Origin of the sequence: Cytobacillus sp. FSL K6-0265, assembly GCF_038003465.1 — a bacterium.
GTDB classification, from domain to species: Bacteria; Bacillota; Bacilli; order Bacillales; family Cytobacillaceae; genus Cytobacillus; species Cytobacillus stercorigallinarum.
The window spans coordinates 2,165,338-2,187,037 of the sequence record NZ_JBBOPE010000001.1 but is presented as its reverse complement, the minus strand read 5'-3'; the positions used below and the strand labels follow the sequence as shown (position 1 = coordinate 2,187,037).

Sequence of the window (21,700 nt, the reverse complement as noted above, 5' to 3'; positions counted from 1 at the left end):
GAAATGCAACAGGCGATTACTTATGAGTACTGGCAGGATATTTCTGCAAGCTTTACTACCGATGATCACTCGAAAGGCGCTTTGTCTGTTCTAGAGTGGGCCTATCACACGTACAACGAAGATGAAATTGTGTATGCTTCTAGTTTTGGCGCCGAAGCCATCGTCCTTATCGACTTAATTACGCAAATCAAAAGAGAGGCTAAGTTGGTTTTTCTTGATACGGATTTACACTTTCCTGAAACTTATCAAGTGATTGAAGACATAAAAAAACGTTTTCCAGCGCTTCAAGTTGAAATGAAAAAACCTCATTTAACATTAGATGAACAAGCCGGTCGTTACGAGTCGGCATTGTGGAAAAAAGATCCGAATCAATGCTGTCAAATACGTAAAATACTGCCTTTACAAGAAGCAATGGTGGGAAAAAAAGCATGGATTTCAGGTCTTAGGCGCGAACAGTCGCCGACAAGAAAGCATACTAATTTTGTTAACAGGGATGAGAAATTCACAAACATCAAAATTTGTCCACTTATTCATTGGCGCACGAAAGATGTCTGGGATTATATCAAAGAAAAACAATTACCCTATAACGCTTTACACGATGTGAACTATCCGAGTATTGGGTGTTTTCCTTGCACGCAACCAACAAATGAAGACGCTGATTCCCGCGCGGGTCGTTGGCAAGGCTTAACGAAAACAGAATGCGGGTTGCATACAAATTCATAAAAAAGGAGTAAACAGATGAGCATACCAAGCCCACATGGAGGTACATTAATTCAAAGATTTGAGCCAGAATTTGATATTTCTAAAGTGTCAAACAGTATAGGAATTGACAAAATTACACTAAGTGATTTAGAGCTGATGGCTGTTGGGTTATTTAGTCCTTTAACAGGATTCTTAGGAAAAGAAGATTATGAATCTGTTGTTCAAGACATGAGATTAAGTGATGGAACAATATGGTCCATTCCCATCACTTTACCTGTTGATAGTTTGATTGCTACCCAACTTCAAAAAGGTGAGCAATATCGTTTGGTTTTAGAAAATACAACCTATGGCGTCATTACTGTTTCTGAGTGGTTTGAACCTGATTTAGAAACAGAAGCACAATCTGTCTATCGCACAAAAGATAAAGCTCATCCAGGGGTTAAACGACTTTTTGAAAGAGGCAATATCTATGTAGCTGGAGAGATCATCCTCATCAAAAAACCTGAGAAGAAAGACTTTGCAGATGTCTGGTTAGAGCCAAAGGATACAAGGGCATTGTTTGCTGAAAAGGGTTGGCAAACAATTGTTGGTTTTCAAACGCGTAATCCAATTCACCGAGCGCATGAGTATATTCAAAAAGCTGCGCTTGAAACGGTCGATGGCTTATTTGTGAATCCACTAGTAGGTGAAACAAAAGCAGATGATATCCCAGCAGATATCCGTTTAGAAAGTTATCGCATCTTATTAAAAGAATATTTTCCTCGTGAACGTGTTCATCTGGGTGTTTACCCGGCAGCGATGAGATACGCTGGTCCTAGAGAAGCAGTGTTTCACGCCATAGCCAGAAAAAATTTCGGCTGTACACATTTTATCGTCGGCAGAGATCATGCGGGTGTTGGGAATTATTACGGTACATATGATGCCCAATATATTTTCCAACAATTTGCTGAAGAGGAACTTGGCATAACCCCCTTATTTTTTGAACATAGCTTCTATTGCTACCGCTGTGAAGGGATGGCTTCAAATAAAACATGTCCTCATGAACAAGAAGATCGAGTGATATTATCTGGCACAAAAGTACGAGAACTATTAAGCAAGGGTGAACAGCCCCCTTCCACATTTAGCCGTAAAGAAGTAATTGATGTATTGATTAATGGCTTAAAGACTGATGTAAGCGTCTAGAAAGGAGGATAAATATGGCAAGCCGTCATCTTACTTGGCACGATACGCTCATTTCAAAAAAGGAACGTTGCTTAAAGCAGCAACATGGTAGTTGTACATTATGGTTTACTGGATTATCTGGTTCTGGAAAATCTACTTTGGCGAGTGCTTTATCAGCCAAATTGTTTGAACAAGGTATTAAAGAGTATGTCCTTGATGGTGATAATATCAGACATGGTCTAAATGCAGACTTAGGCTTTACTGAAAAAGATCGCACAGAAAATATCCGCCGTATTGGGGAGGTAGCTAAACTGTTTGTTGATAGTGGAACAATTGTCGTTACGGCATTCATCTCACCTTTCGCAGCAGACCGTGATCGCGTGCGTGAACAGTTTGCCTCCAATGAATTTTTTGAAATATTTATTGACTGCCCGTTAGCAGAATGCGAGAAAAGGGATCCGAAGAAATTATACGAAAAAGCGCGTAGAGGCGAAATAAAAAACTTCACCGGAATCGATTCCCCTTATGAGCCTCCTAAACATCCAGATGTAACAATTAGGTCCGACCGTTTATCAGTAGAGGAAGCAATAACTGAAATACTAACGTTTTTGCAACAACATCAAATCATTAAGGAGTTGTAGACAATGGCTTATACAAAGCATTGGTCAAGTAATGAAAAACTAAACAAAACCGAATTAGCAAAACTAGAAAAAGATGGCCTGAAAATTTATGAGGACATTCCACATTATGCAAAAAATGGCTTCTCATCTATTCCTAAAGACCAATGGGACCTTTTTAAATGGGCAGGCTTGTATTTGCAAAAGCCTAAAGAAGCTGGGTATTTTATGATGCGTGTAAATGTACCTTCTGGAATTTTAACGAAGGAACAAGCGAATATTCTAGCTGGTATTGCCAAAGATTATGGTCGCGGAATTTTCGACATTACGACGCGACAAGCGATTCAATTTCACTGGTTAACGATTGAAGAAATCCCTGATATTTTCACAAGACTAGAAAGTGTCGGTCTTTCCAGTGCTGGTGCATGTGGGGATATAACAAGGAATATAGTCGGAAATCCAATTGCAGGTATTGACCCTGACGAATTATTTGATACGAGAGATATTGTTAAAGAAGTGTATGAGTACTTCCAATTTAATGAGGAATTTTCGAATTTACCAAGAAAATATAAGATGTCTATCAGTACAAACTTACAAAACGCCGCTAATGCAGAAATTAACTGTGTCTCTTTTACACCGGCTGAAAAAAACATCGATGGTGCCGTAAAACAAGGCTTTCATTTAAAAGTAGGGGGAGGCCTATCTGCTAAGCCATTTCTAGCAGAAACCGTAGATGTTTTTGTAGAAAAAGAGCAGGTGTTACAGGTTGCTATTGCCGTAACAACTATATTCAGAGATTACGGTTATCGAGATAAACGACATCGTGCTAGATTAAAGTTTTTAATTGCTGATTGGGGTGTGGAGAAATTTAAAGAAAAACTTGAAGAATATACAGGAGTACTGCCTTCTAAAGGGGTTGAACCCGTGAAGAAATGGAATGCAGGGTATTTCTATGGTGTCCATGATCAGAAACAATCAGGGCTTAAGTTCATCGGTTTCAATGTACCTGTCGGCCGGTTAACCGCGGATGAAGTATTTGAGCTTATTCGAATCTCTGATCAATATGGTCAAGGTGAAATTAGAACATGTAATTCACAAAACTTGATTCTTCCACATATCCCAGAAGAACATGTAGAATCGCTACTTGCCGAACCTATTTTTAATAGAATTACAGTGAATCCGAATTCTTTTATCGGCCATTCCGTTTCTTGCACAGGTATCCAATTTTGCAACTTAGCTTTAGTTGAGACAAAAGAAAGAATGCGCCAAATTGCAGAAGAACTTGACCGTCGCTTAACTGTTGATGTTCCAGTACGCATGCATATGATTGGTTGTCCGAATTCCTGCGGTCAACGGCAAATTGCCGATATCGGTTTACAAGGTGTGATGATACGAAACAAGAATAAGGAAATGGAAGAAGCTTATGAAGTGTATGTTGGAGGGACGTTAGAATCTGGCGGAGAGTTTAACAAAAAATTAAAAGGGAAAGTACCAGCTAACTTCCTCACAGATACTCTCGAACATCTACTGCATTTTTTTAAAAAGGAAAAAATAGCAGGAGAGAATTTTTATACTTTTGTGCAAAGAAATGGCACACAATCTTTGCAAGAGCAACTAAATATTGTATTGGAGACTCATAAAGATGGCCTTTCTATATAGGTTTGAATTGTCATTGGTAAATAAGGAAATTCCAGCAGTCATTGTAGCTGATTCTGATGATGAAGCATTTACCCAGTTAGATATTGAACTAGAAAAATATTATTTAAAGTTGCCAGAGATAAACGAAGTAACGCTAAGAGAAAAGAAACGGATAACAAAAAAAGTCGGTTTTATATTAGATGAATGATGGAGGCAGATAAATGAAGGGGCATGTTTACCTTGTTGGTGCAGGTTGTGGCGATCCCGAATTACTTACATTAAAAGCAATTAAAAAAATTCAGCAAGCGGATGTCATTTTATATGATCGACTAGTCAATCGGGATATTTTATCATTTGCGAGAGAAGAGGCACAATTGATTTATTGTGGAAAGCTTCCTCATTATCATACGATGAAACAAGAAACGATTAACAATTTTCTCGTAAAATATGCAAAAAAAGGATTAGCCGTTGTTCGCCTTAAAGGTGGGGATCCCTTCGTGTTTGGTCGAGGAGGAGAAGAGGCGCTTGAATGTGTTAAACATCGTATTCCATTTGAAGTGATTCCTGGGATTACTGCTGGCATTGGTGCTGCGAGCTATGCCGGCATTCCTGTCACCCATCGGCACATCAGTCAAAGCTTTGCATTTATTACCGGTCATCAAGCGGGTGACTCAGTTGCTGACCAAAAATGGCATCACTTAGCACATGGGGTCGATACACTTTGTATATATATGGGCGTTTCACAATTGCCTGTCATTGTTAATCACCTTATAAAAAGCGGAAAAAATAGTGATACCCCAATTGCTATTGTGGAGTGGGGAACAACAGTAAAACAACGGACGATAATAGGAAAATTAAATACAATTGTAAGGTTAGCGGAAGACGAAGCAATCATCAATCCAAGCATGATTATAATTGGAGAAGTTGTTAAATTACGAGACGATCTGAACTGGTATATTGAAAATGGCACAGCCCTTCAGAAGGTTCATAGCGAATGAAAGCCATTCTTTATATTGCTCACGGCACAAGGTCAAAAAAAGGGCTACGGGAAGTAGAAAGTTTTTTGCAGACCATCATGAAACAAGTAAATGTCCCTATACAAAAATGGTCTTATTTAGAAATATGTGCCCCCACGATTGAACAAGGAATAGAAGCTTGTGTTCATCAAGGGGCGCGAGAAATTGATGTTATTCCGTTACTTTTATTAAAAGGAGGTCATTTCAAGAAGGATATTCATACCATTCTTCTATCATTGAAGAAGCGATTTTCAGCTATTAAAATCCATCTCCATCCACCTTTTGGCGTTCAGAACTATATCTTAGACGGAATAGGTGATTTGTTAAACGAAAAATTATCTCCCATTACTGAAAAAGATCAATTACTTGTTGTAGGAAGAGGAAGTAGTGACGTGAACATCTATGCGGATTTTGAATTAATAACAAAGGGGCTAAAGGCAAAGTTAGCAGTGAACAACATAACTTCCTGTTTTCTTGCGGCTGCGACCCCTCGACTTGAAGAAGGCTATCATTTATTAGAGAATCGTACAAAAAGCAGAATAATCATTATCCCTTACTTATTATTTTCAGGTTTATTACTAGATGAATTGCAACAATTTACTGAACAGAAAAGAGCTTTAGGAGATCAGACTTTCATCATTGACCCATTAAGTCATATCTCCAGCATACAGCTTCGTTTGGTTCAATATTTAAATAAAGGGGGTCGAGAAGAGTGCAGCCACTCGTTATTGATTTAAGTAATCAAGCAGTTGTCATTGCGGGAGGTGGGAAGATTGCCGCACGCAAGGCAAAGGTTTTATTAGAACAAAGGGCCAACATTACTTTCATTGCACCAACATTTTCAGATGAAGTATTGGAATTAGCGCAACAAAATCAATTTCAATGCATAAAAAGAGAGGTTGAATTGGCTGATTTCGAGGATGTGTTTCTTTGTATTCTTGCAACCAATAATCGAGCGATTAATAAGCACTTTGGCGAAATATTAACGCAGAAAAAGTTAGTTTGTGTAGTAGATGAATTAACGGATGGCAATACCCTCTTCCCTGCGACTGTAACGAGAGGACACCTCCAAGTAGCCGTTACTTCAAATGGGAGTAGTCCAAAGTTAACAAGAGCATTAAAACAACAGTTAAGCAAACAATTTGATGAAAGTTGGACGGAATATACAACTTTTCTCACGGAGTATAGACAATTGGTTAAAAAATTGCCAATTAGTGAGAGTGAAAAGAATGACTATTTACAAGAAGTACTAACAGATGAATGCCGTTTAAATAAAGAACAACAAAGAGAGAGCTTAGAAGCCTTACATATAGCTGCTGTTCGGTCAACCGAAGGCAAAATCTAGACAATAGATTTTGCCTTTTTTATTTAACGAAAGAGGTGTTACCTATGAAAAATTTATTAATCTTTATTTTTATTGGCTTATTCGCACAGTTAATTGATGGTGCTCTCGGAATGGCATATGGCGTGACTTCTACTTCGCTTTTACTTGCTTTTGGCATTGTTCCTGCCGTTGCTTCCGCTTCGGTCCACCTTGCTGAAGTGGTCACTACAGCCGCTTCAGGTATTTCACATATAAAATTTGGCAATGTTGATAAACAAACTGTATATAAGTTAATTATCCCTGGTTCCATTGGCGCGTTTTTAGGTGCCACGTTTTTAAGTAATATCCCAGGTGATCTAGCGAAGCCATATATAGCCCTTTTCCTTTTACTATTAGGTGTTTTTATCTTTATACGATTTTTATTTAAATATAAGGAAAGTAACCACCAGTCATCAATCAATCTCAGTAAAAAGCAATCGATTCCATTAGGTTTTATAGCAGGATTTGCTGATGCAACAGGTGGTGGCGGTTGGGGTCCTGTTACAACACCAGTATTGCTTTCAAAAAAAGGGGTTAGCCCAAGGAAAGTGGTTGGTACTGTCGACACGAGTGAATTTGCGATTGCCCTCTCTGCATCCATTGGTTTTCTTATTTCATTAGGGTGGAACGAAGTAAACTGGCTTTGGGTGGGCGCACTCATGGTAGGCGGTGTGATTGCAGCGCCGATTGCTGCTTGGCTTGTACAGAAATTAAATCCACAATTAATGGGGGTGCTTGTTGGGGGATTCATCATTCTCATCAACATTCGGACAATTGCACAAACATGGATTAGCAATGAAGAGATTCACCCCATTGTGTATAGTGCTGTCGTACTCATATGGCTAACAGCGATAATCTTCACACTCATTAGAATCTACCATAAAAAAATGCTCCATTTTAATTCATAAAACAACCGTAAGGCTGGGATAAAATGACCCCAGCCTAGTGTGTTTACTCTTTCTCTTCAATTACCATCGTCAATCCACCAAATTTTCCAGCTAACCAATTATAAATAACGGTCATGAGTGCAATTAAGCCAAAATAAATGGCCGCATACAATACAGATAATAAAAGCATAAATAAAATGCCCGTAAAGGCGATCACCCCGTCTTCGGTAAATAATAATAATGAGGAAAATAATCCGAAAATAATCATGCCAATAATGGGGATAAATAATAAGTACAAAGTGCTTTTAACTACACTCCCAACAGAAAATCTTTTTATCTCTATCGTCTTCATGTAAATTCTCCTTTCTTATGACATATCCACTTTATGTAAGCAGCAAACCTTTTAGACTAAAAAAAGAATAAATAGTTTTTCGGGATATATTTTTTCTTTCGATTCCTAATTTTACAATAAGTGTATAATGATATAAACTTATTTTCACGATATTACTTAAACATGTTTTGAAGAAAACCTTAATTTTGGGGAAATTTAATGAATAATAATACATATAATAGAATATTGTTACAAAATTATCGGAGTTTACATATCAAAAAATTAATTATTATACAAATTCACAACTAATCCGATAAGTTTATACTTAATTGCTCTACAAAAATGATAATATATGTATGAAAATCTGAAGGCCTCGAACTAGTTTACATAATAATTTTATGGTAAATATTATTAATCAAGGCATTTATCAATTATTTTCCATATTAATATACGATTCTGTTATCATTAATCATGGGATTGCTAAGCAATGATTAAGAGGTGGTTCTTTAACCCTCAGTTGACTTCGATCAATTGTTTAATTGTATGTAAAAAATCGAATCATAGTGTGAAAAACACAATGTTGAGCAAAACTAGTGAAGGGAGGAATGAAGAATGAAAATAATTATTATTGGTGGCGATGCTGCTGGGATGAGTGCAGCGATGCAAATCATTCGCAACAGCAAGGAAAATCACGAAATTACTGTGTTAGAAAAAGGAACGATTTATTCTTATGGACAATGTGGTCTGCCCTATTATATTAGTGGCGTCATTCCACAAAAGGAAGACTTAATTGCCCGTTCTGTTACAACTTTTCGCGAGAAATATGGAATAGATGCCAAAGTACAGCATGAAGTCACTAATATCAATACACAGACGAAAACCGTTGAAGGTTATAACTATATTGATCAACAACGATTTCAACTTACATACGATAAATTATTAATTGCGACTGGTGTTAGTCCTATTGTGCCCGATTGGGAGGGGGCTGATCTTCAAGGAATATTCACTTTAAAAACCATACCTGACGCAAATGAAATCATCCAGGAAATGAATAATCGAACGATAAAACATGTGACGATTATTGGTGGTGGATACATTGGTTTGGAAATGGCTGAAAGCTTTGTGGAGTTAGGGAAAAAGGTAACAATTATCGAGCGGAATAAACAACTTGCTACGATTTTTGATGAAGATATGGCACAGCTAATCCATCAGAAGGCTAACGAGCATGAAGTGACTTTAAAATTAGGTGAGGAAGTCCAATCCTTTTCAGGAAACACTTTTGTCGAAAGCATTACGACTGATAAAGGGGCATACAAAACTGATCTTGTCTTAGTGGCAATTGGTGTCAAGCCAAACGTAGCATTTCTCAAGCAAACAGATATTGCACTGAGTCAGCATAGTGCTATACGGGTAAACAATTATATGCAAACCAATATTAAAGATGTCTATGCTGCAGGAGATTGTGCTACGCAATATCATAGAATCAAAGCGTTGGATGATCATATTCCTTTGGGGACACACGCAAATAAGCAAGGGCAAATTGCAGGTCTGAGCCTATTAGGAATCGCTAAGCCGTTTAAAGGAATCGTAGGATCATCTGTTATTAAATTTTTTAACTTAACATTAGGAAGAACAGGTATTTCTGAAAAGGAAGCTAATGAACTTAATATTCCTTATGAGGTTGTTGTAACAGAGGCGCACGATATTGCTGGTTATTACCCAGATGCTAAAAAAATGAAGGTAAAACTTTTATATCATAAGAAATATCGTACGTTACTTGGGGGACAAATAATCGGAGAGCACGGGGTAGATAAGCGGATAGACGTTCTTGCTACTGCTTTATACAATGAAATGTCCATCGATGACTTAATGGATTTAGATTTATCTTATGCGCCACCTTACAATGGGGTATGGGACCCAGTGCAACAAGCCGCTCGCAGAAGTAAATAAGAAGAACGCCGTCTACATATGTAGCGGCGTTCTCTTTAGATTCATATTACTTGCTTAATACAGCATCCTTGATTTTTAAATCAAAACGATCGGCATTCATTACTTTAACCCATGCAGAGATAAAATCGTTGACAAACTTTTCTTTATTATCCTCTTGTGCATACACTTCAGCAATTGAGCGTAACACTGAGTTAGAACCGAACACTAAATCCACCCTTGAAGCCGTTCGAACAACTTCACCTGTTTGACGATTACGACCTTCAAAAATACCGCCTTGAACTGGCTTCCATTCAACACTCATATCAAGTAAGTTCGTAAAGAAATCATTGGATAGTGTGCCTACATTTTCAGTAAATACGCCATGGTTCGTACCACCATGATTCGTACCTAATACACGCATACCACCAACTAATACAGTCATTTCTGGAGCTGTTAAGTTAAGCAGTTGTGCTTTATCTACTAATAACTCCTCTGAAGATACACTGTACTCTTGCTTTTGATAGTTACGGAAACCATCAGCAATTGGTTCTAATACTTCAAAGTTTTCTACATCTGTTTGTTCTTCTGTCGCATCTCCACGACCTGCAGAGAATGGAACAGTGACGTCAAAACCAGCATTCTTTGCCGCTTGTTCAATCGCCGCACTACCACCAAGGACAATCAAATCAGCTAAGCTAACTTTCTTATCTAATCCCGCTTGTAAACCTTCCAATGTATGAAGCACTTTAGAAAGTTGTTCAGGTTGATTCACTTCCCAGTTCTTCTGTGGAGCAAAACGGATTCTGGCACCATTTGCACCTCCACGATTGTCAGAACCACGGAATGTACTAGCAGATGCCCATGCAGTTGTAACAAGCTCACTAATTGATAAACCTGTATCTAGAATTTTGGCTTTTAACTCAGACACTTCAGCATCTGTTAAATCATAATCAACTTTAGGGATTGGGTCTTGCCATACTAATTCTTCTTCTGGTACTTCTGGACCTAAATAACGGTCGCGTGGACCCATATCACGGTGAAGTAGCTTAAACCAAGCACGTGCAAAAGCATCGGCGAATTCTTCTGGATTTTCATAGAACCTACGAGAGATTTTCTCATAAGCAGGGTCCATACGTAACGCCATATCAGCTGTTGTCATCATTGTTTTTACACGGACAGAACTATCTTCGGCATCAGGAGCCATATGTGCTTCATCTTGACCTACCGCTTGCCATTGATACGCACCAGCAGGGCTTTTAGTTAACTCCCACTCATATCCAAATAATTGCTCGAAGAAACCGTTATCCCATTGCGTAGGGTTTGCAGTCCATGCACCTTCGATACCACTTGTAATTGTGTCACGACCTTTACCACTGCCATGTGAACTGATCCACCCAAGTCCTTGCGCTTCAATCGGCGCTGCTTCTGGTTCTGGACCTACTTGTGCAGCATCTCCAGCCCCATGTGCTTTACCGAAAGTATGCCCACCTGCAACAAGGGCAACTGTTTCTTCATCATTCATACCCATACGTGCAAATGTTTCCCGAATATCTTTACCACTTGCTAAAGGATCTGGTTTTCCATTTGGACCTTCCGGGTTCACATAAATCAGACCCATTTGTACAGCCGCTAACGGATTTTCTAATTCACGATCTCCTGAATAGCGGTTGTCACCAAGCATTTCTTTTTCATTACCCCAATATACATCTTCTTCAGGGTGCCAAATATCTGCTCGGCCACCACCGAATCCAAATGTTTTACCACCCATCGATTCAATGGCAACGTTTCCTGCTAATAGAATTAAATCTGCCCAAGAGATTTTGTTACCGTATTTTTGTTTAATAGGCCATAAAAGACGACGAGATTTATCAATGTTGGCATTGTCTGCCCAACTATTAAGAGGAGCAAATCGTTGTGAACCTGTACCGCCACCCCCGCGGCCGTCACCTGTACGGTAAGTACCTGCAGAATGCCAAGCCATACGAATAAACTGTGGTCCATAATGACCGAAGTCTGCTGGCCACCAATCTTGGCTATCCGTCATTAATTTATGAAGATCTTGCTTTAAAGCATAGTAATCTAGTTTAGTAAATTCTTCAGTATAATCGAAATCTTCACCCATTGGATTAGACTTTTTATCATGTTGGTGAAGAATATTTAAGTTTAATTGATTCGGCCACCAATCTTTGTTAGTCGTTGCTTCAGATTGCTGCTTAGTGACACTTCCATGATGAAAAGGGCAGCCACCTCCGCCTGAATGGTTTGCTTCAGAAATAATATTATTTTCGCTCATACTGATTCTCCTTTATTGTGAAATGAGGTAATTATCATTATCTACTAATTAATCTTAGATAATAATAATTATTATATAATGATTATAATAAAATATAATTAAAAAAGTAAAGGGAAAAGATGAAATTTACGAGAAAATTATATTCTAAGAGGATAAACAATGGAATATTAGGGTGCTTTTATTCTTGTAAAATAGTAAAAAGAGAAGGAGGATATGAGAAAATGTAAATGAAATTGATAAAATTAATATGTAAATGAAAATAAATCAGTAAAGGGTATTATCAGTCAATAGAGTTCATAAAATAAAGATAGAAAAATCAGACTATTCATCTTTTATTGTAAATGAAAGTAACTAAAATGGAAAGTATTAGCCTATGATAAATATAATCTTTCTTAATAATCCTCTTAAATAGGTGGGGTAGGCAATGATTCATCAAAAGGAAAACAGCTTCTTAATCATCATCATTACTCTATTACTATTATGTATTACATTGGTTCTAGGGGCTTGTTTACATATCATGTTTGAATGGGACTTGACCATTATAGCTGGTTTGATCGGATTTGTTGGAGCGATTATTGGCGGAATGATTACCTACTACGGTGTTAGAGTAACCATTTGGCATCGTGATAAGGAAATCTTTCTATCTACCGCCACCTCAAAACTACTTTTAATAACGACGAAGATTGAACCTAAATATAAAGAGATTGCTAATGAAGCATTACTATACTCTAATGTTTTTAATTTAGATATTGATTACCATCTAAAAGCAAAAAGATTACACGAATTAATGAAACGGTTCATCTATACATCATATGAAGATATGGAAACACTCTATGACATTATGGAATATGAAGACATTAAAGGTTTTCATCAATCACTTAAAGAGATGAGAGAAGAAGTAATGAATGAATCGGATGTGCAACTAAATGATTTAATTCAGCTTATTCAGCAAAGCTACCAATATATCTTTGCAACTTCTGCAAAACTAGAAAAGAAATATTTCCGATACAAGAAGCAAGTTCTTTAAACTGTCAAAATTCTTCAAGGAAATTTTGTAAAAAAGAGGGTTTAATCGCTGATAAATGGAAGTTTTATGTATGCGCTCGCAGTAACATCGCAGTTAATTAGAAGGAGGGAGAAGCAATATGAAAAACTTTGGACATACGCTCATTTTTGGAGGAACAGGTATGTTAAAGGAAACAACACAATGGTTAATTGATCGCACGACTCAAACAAGAATCTATGGAAGAAAGAGCAAATCCCTAGAGCAATCAAATACAACTTATCGTCTTTTAGATTACACTGATACTGACAAACTTATTGAAGAGATTACCCTTGCTCACAAAGAAGGCGGTCCCATTCACACTGTTTTAGCATGGATTCATAATACAGCCCCCAACGCTATTCCTATAATGAACAAACAAATCGAGCAATTACAAAATGAACCTTGGACACTCTATCTTGTAAAAGGTAGCAGTTCAGACATCGAAAGTATCAAATCCTCCCAACAAAACTACAAAGACCAATGTAAGCTTAAAATCATCCAACTAGGCTTCAAATATAACGGAACATCTTCCAGGTGGCTCACACACGAAGAAATATCAGCAGGTACAATTGACAGTATGCAATCAGCGAGGGATTTCACACTCATTGGCTCACTTAAGCCTTGGGAGGCGCGACCTTAATGTTACTCTTTTAAAAGAGAGTCTACGTCTTCTTAATTTAATGTAGCTTCTTAATATTCCAAATAAGAGAATCAACTCCTTTTGAAAAATGAGATATCGGTTCTTTATTAGAAAGATCAATATTAAAAGGTGAAAAAAGTGTATTCACCTCTATATCTATATCTACTTTCTGTAACGGCCATGGCCCATGATGAATTTCCCCACAATAAATGGTGCCATTAGAATCGGTACTATATAGGCAATACCTCTCTGTAAGCCAATGATCAAGAGTGCCTGAATTTGCAAAAATTACTTCTTGTGAATGTCTTAACGTCCCACGAAACGCTATTTGGGCTTTGTTATTTTTTCTGACACTCGTACAATGAAAAATTTGATCGTCATTTCGAAAAGTAATTTGTGCAGGATAATAAGGCAAACGATACCATTTTTTTGCGATTTTATAGGAAGCCCAGTTCTCGACATCTAAAGAAAGAAAATAGACTCCTGGTTTACCATTATATTTAACATAGGTTCTTAAATTGACTTCAGGAAATTTAGGGGTTATTGAGACAGCAGGTATTCCGCGAGGATAGATTCCTTCCATAACAAATGCAACAATTCCTAACCAAGCATAGTTATTAAAGGTATCAATTTGTAATGAATCAGGAACATGTGCACGTAGCGCTTCAATTGGGACAGGCCAATGAAGAAAATATAGGTTTCTCCATGTTTGTCTCATTATCCATTTTTTTGAATATATTGAAAATGGTCGATGACTGGTATCTTTTAAAATATTCAAGAAAATCTTCTCCTTTCCATGTTAGATGGCAACACTATAATCCATGAGAAAATGATGTTAATAAAAATTACCCGAAGCACGTCTTATTACATTAGTAATTGTTCAATCTTAAAATCATTTCTAGCCTTCCCCTTAAGATGAATTTTATTAGAACTACATATGTACTACTTGCTAGTGTTCTATATCAATATGATAATAAATTTTAATTTGGGCAATAATGGAGATGATGGTTGTTTATTAATACAAAGTGGAGAAGTGATTATGCCGAACATCTTATACTATTTTTCTTTTGTGATGATTTCAATATTATTTATCTTTTTCATCTTCATCCTTATTGGTTGGCGTTGGATGATAAAAAAAATAGCGAAAAAAATGGGGAAAATCATACTAACCGATGGATATCAAGAAAATCTTATGGAAATATTGCCGGGTTTACGCCATATGGGAATTCAAAATATGCTAGAAAACAGCTTGCGTGCCGAAACAGGCGATGTCCTCCATCGTCCATTAGGCTCTTCAAAAAAGTGGCCACATTTTGATCCGATTAACTTTATCCCTACACAAACAACACCATTTCCTATAGATGGCGAAGAAGAGGTAGATGTCAAAGTAACAATTGGACCAAAAGCAAAGAAGCCAATGAAAATAAAAATACCATTACTGATCAGTGGGATGGCTTATGGCATCGCACTGAGCGAAGAAGTAAGGCTTGCATTGGCAGAAGCAGCTAACAATACAGGAACAGCAATTAATTCAGGAGAAGGAGGCGTTTTACCTGAAGAATTAAACGCTGCAGGGAAATATATATTGCAATTTTCAAAAGCGGAATGGTCAAAGGACGAAGATTTAATTAAACGTGCTGATATGATTGAAATTAAACTTGGACAAGGTGCACTATTCGGTGTGGGTACGAAAATTTCACCAAAAAATCTAACCGGACGTGCTCGTGATGTAATGGGACTGAAAGAAAATGAAGATGCTGTGATTTATGATAATTTCTATGAAGATCAAACGATTGATGATATAAAAGAGCTTGTTAATGAACTTCGAACTGTATCTGGGGGTGTTCCTATAGGTGTTAAAATGGGGGCAGGCGGAAAGATAGAAGAGGACATCGATCAATTAATTTATCTAGGTGTGGATTTTATTTCGATAGACGGTGGTCAAGCAGCTACAATGGGTGCACCGCCGATTTTATCTGATGATATGGGGATTCCAACCTTACATGCAATTGTTCGTGCTGTTAATCATTTAAAGAAGAGAAATATGAAAGGAGAAATTAGTTTAATTGTTTCTGGTGGACTTTTTGTTCCAGGACATTTTTTAAAGGTACTGGCATTAGGTGCTGATGCTGTTTATTTGGGATCTGCTATTTTATTTACGGTGGCACATAATCAAATATTTAAGGCAATTCCTTTCGAACCACCTACACAAGTTGTATGGAATGAAGGTAAATTCAAGGATCAGTTTAAGGTTGAAGATGGGGTAAAAACTGCTGAAAAATTTTTAACAGCGAGCATTGAAGAAATGAAAATGGCCTTAAGAGCAATGGGGAAACGCTCATTAAAAGAACTTTCAAAAAAAGATTTAGTATCCTATGATGAGTTAACAGCTAAAATGGTGGGAATTCCATTTTCATTTGAACCTTGGAAAGTCAACCATAAAGAGAAATAATCATCAATTATTTTATTAACATAAATAAGTTTGAGTATAAGATGGTTCCAGATAGTATTCTAAAAATTATTGGTTCACAATATTGGATTTTAATAAAATTATTAAATCCTTTTTTTAAATACAAGTTAGTTAAAAATAGGTATTTGATCATATAGAAAAAGAGCCTGATTTACTAATGAAGGGGTATAAATGTATTGGTATATTTTCAATATATCTTGTCATAATTTACGGCAATTAACAAAGAATAATTTATAACAATTGAGATTATTTTTTGTATATAATATTTAATCTATTTTTAAAAGTTAATGTTCTTTCTAAATTCACCTATAGTTTTAGGGCTTTTTCCAATAAATTTAAAATATACCATTATTAAATTTACTAATATATTTAGTATTAGTACATGAAACTATGCAATCTCTGCACTTGCAACAAAGTCCAATAATATATGAATAGTTGTCACATTATATAAAGGTTTGTGCGGAATAATGATATTGAATCAATGTCACTATCAAATATCTATGATAACCTGACCTTAATTTGGTAAATTTTAATGTCAAGGAGTATATTAATGATAATTAAAAAGTCGCTCATCCCTATCTGTTGTATTTATTTACTTGTAGGCTGTGTTCAGACAAAAACAATTGAAGATCTTCAGATTGCGGAAGGCATCGGTTATGATTCTGCTGACAAAAAAAAATACGAATTAACTTTGGATGTTGCTATTTTCAGTACAGGTAAGGAAAAAAAAGTGACTAACACAACCCTCAGCGATGTGAATTTTACTGGATATGGTGCTGCAAGAAGTGCTCAAAATGAGTCGCCTAAACCTGTTACAGTGGGTAAAGTGTTGGTTGCTGTCTACGGGGAAGAATTAGCGAAAGAAGGTGTTATTAAGATTCTTGATGGTCTTAAAAGACATCCATCTATTGGAAGAATGGTTGACTTTTGTGTAATTGAAGGAAACGCCAAGGAATTATTAGAAGGGACATACGCATTTGAAGAAACACCTTCCCGTTATTTAAAGAATCTTCTTGAACATCATAAAACAGGAAATTTACCTTCAACAAATTATCATGAGTTTATGTACAATTATTCAGCTAAAGGTCAAGATCCCTTTATGGTGCTTGTCCAAAAACAAAACGATAAAATTAAGCTTACTGGTCTAGCCTTATTTAAAGAAGATAAATACATAGATGCTATACGGGGGGATAAGCTTTTCTTATTTAAAATGTTATATGAACATATAGATTATGGGACGTACGAGGCCTCTTTTCCTGAAGAGGATACTTATATAGCATTGGAAACTATAAAATCGAAAGTGGATTATCAAATAAAGAAGGGGATGACCAGTCCAGAAATTGAGATCACTGTTAAAGCTAAAGCTTTTATTAATGAAGTTATCTCTGACATTAAGTTGCAGAATGCGGCTGATGAAATGAAGATGGAAAAAATGTTAGAGGCACAATTAAAGGAAAGAAGTTTACAAATGATTAAAGATTTTCAAGAAAAGGGCATTGATCCACTTGGTTTTGGAGATAGAGTTAGAAGCCAAACAAGGGGATGGAAAGCAGATAAATGGCGGGAACTGTATCCAGATGCCTCCGTAGATGTCAAAATTAAATTCGATATTATAGAAAAGGGTATTACTGAGTAAAAAAACAGAAACGAATAGATTTAAAGTTATTTTTAAATTTTTGTGAGGGGGTATTCATACTTTATTTACCCCCTCTCAGCTTCAATATAAGCCTTTGTAAAATAAACAAGATAGGGATGTAACCATATACAAAAAAGAAAGTAACTTCTCCTGAAAATCTTCTAAGTGCTTCGATACTTGTCCGATCTTCAATTAATCCTGAAGCAGCTACTAAAATGATTATGATCACACTCAAAATAAGTTTTTTGTTAAATGAAAATATCTCTACAATTCCACGGTGTGCTCCCCAGTATGTCAAACAAATATTTGGCAATACAATAAATATCCATGCAGCTATTCCTAAATGTTCAAAACGCTCAAAGAATGGAAATTCGATAATTTTCCAAATTGTGATTGTTCCCCATAATATTTCTTGCAGCTGACCTTGATTATAAAAAACGAAAGTAACTAGGGCTATAAAGACATAAACAAGTGTTGTGACTATGACTGCTAAATGAGCCCATTTTTCAGACTTTTTCGGATGCTTAATAAACGGGTAATACATAAATAATAATTCAAATCCGCTCAAACCTAATGTGGCATTTCTTGCTGAATCAATCAATTCTCTAAAACTATGGTCCATTACAGGAAGCAAGTTACTGAAATGAGCAAATTTCAGGGGGAAAAGAAATGTTAGTAAAATTGGTATCGAGTATAGGGTACTTAAAAAACATATCCCAGTTACAACTCGAAGTCCGTTAATCACAAAATAACCTGCAGCTATTAAAAGTACTAAGCTAAAAAACCATGGAGTTAATTGCGGAAATACCCATAATTGTATGATTTCGATATATGAACGTAATACAGTGAAACAAAGCATTAATAAATATAAAATAAACAGCAGACTAAGAAAACCACCAACCCATTTGCCAAACAACTCCTTGTGAATAGCAATTAAATCTCCTTGTCCTTTGTTTAAAATACGATATAAGATGAAGATTAGAAGATGTATACTTAACCCAGATATTATTATTGAGATCCAAGAATCGTGTCCAGCAGACTTACTTATTCCTCTTAAGTCGAGGACAGAGATACCTGTCTGCATTGAATGAATCAGATAAAAGACAAGGAAGGGTGAAATAAGTAAGTTTTCTTTTAAAAGATTTCGCATAAACCTCACCAAATTTCCATAGTAGTTGTTCAAGATTCATTTGCTGTTAAGTTAAAAAGCTCTATGCTCCTTATTTATTTTTATTCTTATCATGTTTTTGATTTAAGCGAACTGAATTTGCACGATTCGAGTCTTCAGGTCTTTGGTAGATTGGACGCTTAGCCTGACGATTGAAAGGCATACGAAAAAAGGCATCTTTTAAATCCGTTAAACGTGGCGGAAATATAGGTTCAATAAATGGCCTTCCTAAAGAGGTCAATCCTAATAGGTGGCAAATTGTAATTGCAAATAAAATAGCGATTCCGACAAATCCCCACAAATGTGCAAATAATATAAAAGGAAAGCGAATGAAGCGAATGGTGTTGCTCATTTGGTAGACTGGTGTTGTAAAAGATGCAAGTGCTGCAAGTGCTACAATAATTAGTAATACGCTGCTAGTTAAACCAGCATCTACAGAAGCTGTTCCAATTACAATACCGCCAACGATACCAATTGTCTGTCCGACTTTACTAGGCAATCGAGCACCAGCTTCACGCAATAGTTCGATAACAAATTCCATTATTAGCACCTCTAGCACTGGTGGAAATGGGACATTTCCTCTTGATGAATAAATGGTGGCTAAAAGATTTATCGGTAACATTTCAAAGTGATATGTCAATATTGCGATATAAAAAGGAGTAGAAAAAACTGAAAAAGCTACAGCGAATAGACGAATCAATCGAAAGAAAGATGCCATATGCCAAATAAGAAAATAATCTTCAAATGCCGAGAAAAATTCAACTATTGTTATAGGAGCATATAGGGCATGCGGTGAACCATCAACTAGAATCACAATTTTCCCTTCTGTTAATACTGCACAAACACGATCAGGACGTTCCGTATCGAGCAGCTGTGGAAAAGGTGAATTTTTATTATCAGAAATCATTTGAGTTATATACGAACTATCAATTATATTGTCATATTCAATATCAGATAATCGCTGTATTACTGTATTAACATTTTCCTGATTAGCGATGCCATCAATAAAAAGAACAGCGATTCGTGTATTTGATATTTTCCCAACCTCAATCTCTCTTAAATGTAACTGCGGAAGTGGAAGTCTCTTTCTGATTAAGTTAATATTTATATCAAGTGTTTCCACAAATGCTTCCTTCGGTCCAACTACACTAAACTCTACTTCTGGTATTGTTACTTGTCGCGATTCAACAGTAACAGCAGGTATCAGTAAACAGTTCGAATCATGTTCACTAAATTGAATCATAATTGAACCAGTCATTATTTTCTTTTGGATTTCTTTTACATCATCAGTTATTAATTTCTGTTCTATTGGAAGTAATTTTTCTATTTCTTTTAGGCTAGTAAAGGCGTTCTCTGTTAAATGCGACAGAACATCACGATGTATAAACTCCGGGTTCACTAAAGTATTCATATAGCTAATAATGCAACTAGTACTTTCAGTTTTGAATTCAAACCGTTGAAAGTCTTTCGATGGTTTTAACGCTTTAATTAAATCATCTATCTTAAATTCTGTTTCAGTATCGTCATTATTCTTATTAAATAATGTCTTTTTCGATTGGTTAAGCCATTTTAGCAAGGGTAAAGCCCTCCTTATATATTTGCATTGAAATAGAAGGTTTTTTTCCGATACTGATTCTTTGGTTATTTGTATTTATAGGTTATCCAATAAATTGATTAATATTAGGGGAAGAGCAGAGGAAAAATTAAATTAAAGAGGTAGGTTCTCCAGAAGCGCATCATGCAGCACTCAAACGTTTACGTATGGAAAATGAGGATGTAAAAAAGAAGTTGGTAAAATTGCCCCAAATATTTTAAATCATTTTTTCACTGCAGATGCCCCAAATGAAAAAAAGATCACAGATATTACTGAATTTAAGTTTTGTGAGAAGCTTTATTTATCGCCTGTATTAAACTTGTTTAACTGAGTAATTATTACGTATAAAATTGGCTCTTGGCCAACTTATTCCCCTCTTGAATCAAAAGGAATTGATAATTATTATTTGAATTCGTATCACTGTCAAATCGAACAGGATTGATATTTTTACTTCATCTTGATTATTATAGTCTTTTTTACCCTTATTACATGCTGAAAGAAAACTTACTAGAAGAGGCTGAAAAAATGGTAATTTCCCATTTTGTCTTCCATCCTTAAAACCCCCGAATTTTAGTATCACCCTTTATATGCTGAAGAAACTACTTAATTACAAAAAACACATATATCAAATCTAGTATGTAGGATTTAAAAGTAAAAGTATGTTTAATTTGCTATTTTCCATTTTTAATGGTTCAGCAACTTTGAATGGGTATCCCTTAGAATACATGGTTTCCAAGTAGTAGTTGGAATTTCCATGCTACGCCAACCCTTCAATAGTCACTTTCTCAACTGTTTTATCAAACCGTATGACAAAGCCACCTTGTCATACATTTTTCCATTAAGAGAAAGAATAAATACTCAATCTATCCTCATTCTTGGGTGCAAACAAATAACGAAAAGAAAATCAACCTAATCAGCAAAAATCGGATGTTATGGAGCTGACATTGAACCATTAATGGATAGCTTTTCTAAGTAAATAGATAGCAGATTTTTCGATTTTTCTCCTACCATTTAAGTACCCGAGCAATTACAAAATGAACCGTGGATACTCTATCTTGAAAAAGGAGCAGTTCAGACATCGAAAGTATCAAATCCTCCCAATAAAACTACAAAGATCAATGTAAGCTTAAAATCATTCAACTGACAGCATGCAATCAGAGAGGGATTTCACAATCATTGGCTCACTTAAGCCTTGGGATGCGCGACCTTA

Annotated in this window: 19 protein-coding genes and 1 pseudogene; 15 read left to right on the top strand and 5 right to left on the bottom strand. The window is 36.1% G+C overall.

Annotated features, from left to right (window positions below; genetic code table 11):
- The first annotated feature begins 3 nt into the window (after positions 1-3).
- From MHH73_RS11150 to MHH73_RS11110, 9 genes are read left to right on the top strand one after another with little or no spacing between them, the layout of a single operon-like run.
- Positions 4-723 carry a phosphoadenylyl-sulfate reductase gene (locus tag MHH73_RS11150; RefSeq protein ID WP_341066806.1) on the top strand — a complete coding sequence of 240 codons (720 nt, stop codon included), beginning with the start codon at positions 4-6 and terminating at the stop codon, positions 721-723.
- 15 nt (positions 724-738) lie between these two features.
- On the top strand, positions 739-1,884 hold the full coding sequence (gene sat, locus MHH73_RS11145) for a sulfate adenylyltransferase (protein WP_341066804.1): 1,146 nt from the start codon (positions 739-741) through the stop codon (positions 1,882-1,884).
- 14 nt (positions 1,885-1,898) lie between these two features.
- Entirely contained in the window at positions 1,899-2,504 is a 606-nt protein-coding gene (cysC, locus tag MHH73_RS11140) for an adenylyl-sulfate kinase (protein WP_341066800.1), read from the top strand.
- A 3-nt stretch (positions 2,505-2,507) separates the two neighbouring features.
- The gene (locus MHH73_RS11135; RefSeq protein WP_191811595.1) at positions 2,508-4,139 is read left to right on the top strand and encodes a nitrite/sulfite reductase; all 1,632 of its coding nucleotides are present in this window, start codon (positions 2,508-2,510) and stop codon (positions 4,137-4,139) included.
- Positions 4,123-4,326, top strand: a complete 204-nt coding sequence (locus MHH73_RS11130) for a DUF3906 family protein (RefSeq protein WP_341066797.1) — start codon at positions 4,123-4,125, stop codon at positions 4,324-4,326. The genes MHH73_RS11135 and MHH73_RS11130 overlap by 17 nt, the downstream gene beginning before the upstream one ends.
- Positions 4,327-4,339: 13 nt before the next feature.
- Positions 4,340-5,116 (top strand): uroporphyrinogen-III C-methyltransferase, encoded by a 777-nt coding sequence (gene cobA / locus MHH73_RS11125; RefSeq protein ID WP_341066796.1) that lies wholly within the window; start codon positions 4,340-4,342, stop codon positions 5,114-5,116.
- Positions 5,113-5,871, top strand: coding sequence for a sirohydrochlorin chelatase (locus MHH73_RS11120; protein ID WP_341066794.1), 759 nt, complete (start codon positions 5,113-5,115; stop codon positions 5,869-5,871). Before cobA ends, MHH73_RS11120 begins: the two co-directional genes overlap by 4 nt.
- The gene (locus MHH73_RS11115) at positions 5,847-6,479 is read left to right on the top strand and encodes an NAD(P)-dependent oxidoreductase (protein ID WP_341066791.1); all 633 of its coding nucleotides are present in this window, start codon (positions 5,847-5,849) and stop codon (positions 6,477-6,479) included. The genes MHH73_RS11120 and MHH73_RS11115 overlap by 25 nt, the downstream gene beginning before the upstream one ends.
- Positions 6,480-6,523: 44 nt before the next feature.
- Entirely contained in the window at positions 6,524-7,405 is an 882-nt protein-coding gene (locus MHH73_RS11110) for a sulfite exporter TauE/SafE family protein (RefSeq protein WP_191811606.1), read from the top strand.
- Positions 7,406-7,448: 43 nt separating this feature from the next.
- Here MHH73_RS11110 and MHH73_RS11105 read toward each other — a convergent pair whose 3' ends face one another.
- On the bottom strand, positions 7,449-7,736 hold the full coding sequence (locus MHH73_RS11105) for a hypothetical protein (protein WP_341066789.1): 288 nt from the start codon (positions 7,734-7,736) through the stop codon (positions 7,449-7,451).
- A 591-nt stretch (positions 7,737-8,327) separates the two neighbouring features.
- Between MHH73_RS11105 and MHH73_RS11100 the strand changes: the two genes are divergently transcribed.
- Positions 8,328-9,665: an FAD-dependent oxidoreductase gene (locus MHH73_RS11100; protein WP_341066786.1), complete on the top strand. Its 1,338-nt coding sequence runs from the start codon at positions 8,328-8,330 to the stop codon at positions 9,663-9,665.
- A 46-nt stretch (positions 9,666-9,711) separates the two neighbouring features.
- Here MHH73_RS11100 and katG read toward each other — a convergent pair whose 3' ends face one another.
- Positions 9,712-11,937, bottom strand: a complete 2,226-nt coding sequence (gene katG / locus MHH73_RS11095) for a catalase/peroxidase HPI (protein ID WP_341066784.1) — start codon at positions 11,935-11,937, stop codon at positions 9,712-9,714.
- 424 nt (positions 11,938-12,361) lie between these two features.
- Between katG and MHH73_RS11090 the strand changes: the two genes are divergently transcribed.
- Positions 12,362-12,964 carry a hypothetical protein gene (locus tag MHH73_RS11090; RefSeq protein ID WP_191811620.1) on the top strand — a complete coding sequence of 201 codons (603 nt, stop codon included), beginning with the start codon at positions 12,362-12,364 and terminating at the stop codon, positions 12,962-12,964.
- Between the two features lie 118 nt (positions 12,965-13,082).
- A complete protein-coding gene (locus MHH73_RS11085) occupies positions 13,083-13,622 on the top strand; it encodes a hypothetical protein (protein ID WP_191811623.1) in 540 nt (179 codons plus the stop codon).
- A 37-nt stretch (positions 13,623-13,659) separates the two neighbouring features.
- On the opposite strand, the gene MHH73_RS11080 is transcribed toward MHH73_RS11085, so the two are convergent.
- Positions 13,660-14,400, bottom strand: coding sequence for a YqjF family protein (locus tag MHH73_RS11080; RefSeq protein WP_341066780.1), 741 nt, complete (start codon positions 14,398-14,400; stop codon positions 13,660-13,662).
- A gap of 261 nt (positions 14,401-14,661) precedes the next feature.
- On the opposite strand from MHH73_RS11080, the gene MHH73_RS11075 reads away from it, so the two are divergent.
- Both MHH73_RS11075 and MHH73_RS11070 read left to right on the top strand, forming a co-directional pair.
- On the top strand, positions 14,662-16,074 hold the full coding sequence (locus MHH73_RS11075) for an FMN-binding glutamate synthase family protein (protein WP_341066777.1): 1,413 nt from the start codon (positions 14,662-14,664) through the stop codon (positions 16,072-16,074).
- A 568-nt stretch (positions 16,075-16,642) separates the two neighbouring features.
- Complete coding sequence (locus tag MHH73_RS11070) at positions 16,643-17,728, top strand: Ger(x)C family spore germination protein (RefSeq protein ID WP_341066776.1); 1,086 nt, start codon at positions 16,643-16,645, stop codon at positions 17,726-17,728.
- A gap of 61 nt (positions 17,729-17,789) precedes the next feature.
- Here MHH73_RS11070 and MHH73_RS11065 read toward each other — a convergent pair whose 3' ends face one another.
- Both MHH73_RS11065 and MHH73_RS11060 read right to left on the bottom strand, forming a co-directional pair.
- Positions 17,790-18,878 (bottom strand): GerAB/ArcD/ProY family transporter, encoded by a 1,089-nt coding sequence (locus MHH73_RS11065; RefSeq protein ID WP_191811630.1) that lies wholly within the window; start codon positions 18,876-18,878, stop codon positions 17,790-17,792.
- A 70-nt stretch (positions 18,879-18,948) separates the two neighbouring features.
- Positions 18,949-20,472 (bottom strand): spore germination protein, encoded by a 1,524-nt coding sequence (locus MHH73_RS11060; RefSeq protein ID WP_445662520.1) that lies wholly within the window; start codon positions 20,470-20,472, stop codon positions 18,949-18,951.
- A 202-nt stretch (positions 20,473-20,674) separates the two neighbouring features.
- Between MHH73_RS11060 and MHH73_RS11055 the strand changes: the two are divergent.
- Positions 20,675-20,818: pseudogene (locus MHH73_RS11055) on the top strand (IS3 family transposase); the annotation flags it as partial.
- Between the last annotated feature and the right edge of the window lie 882 nt (positions 20,819-21,700).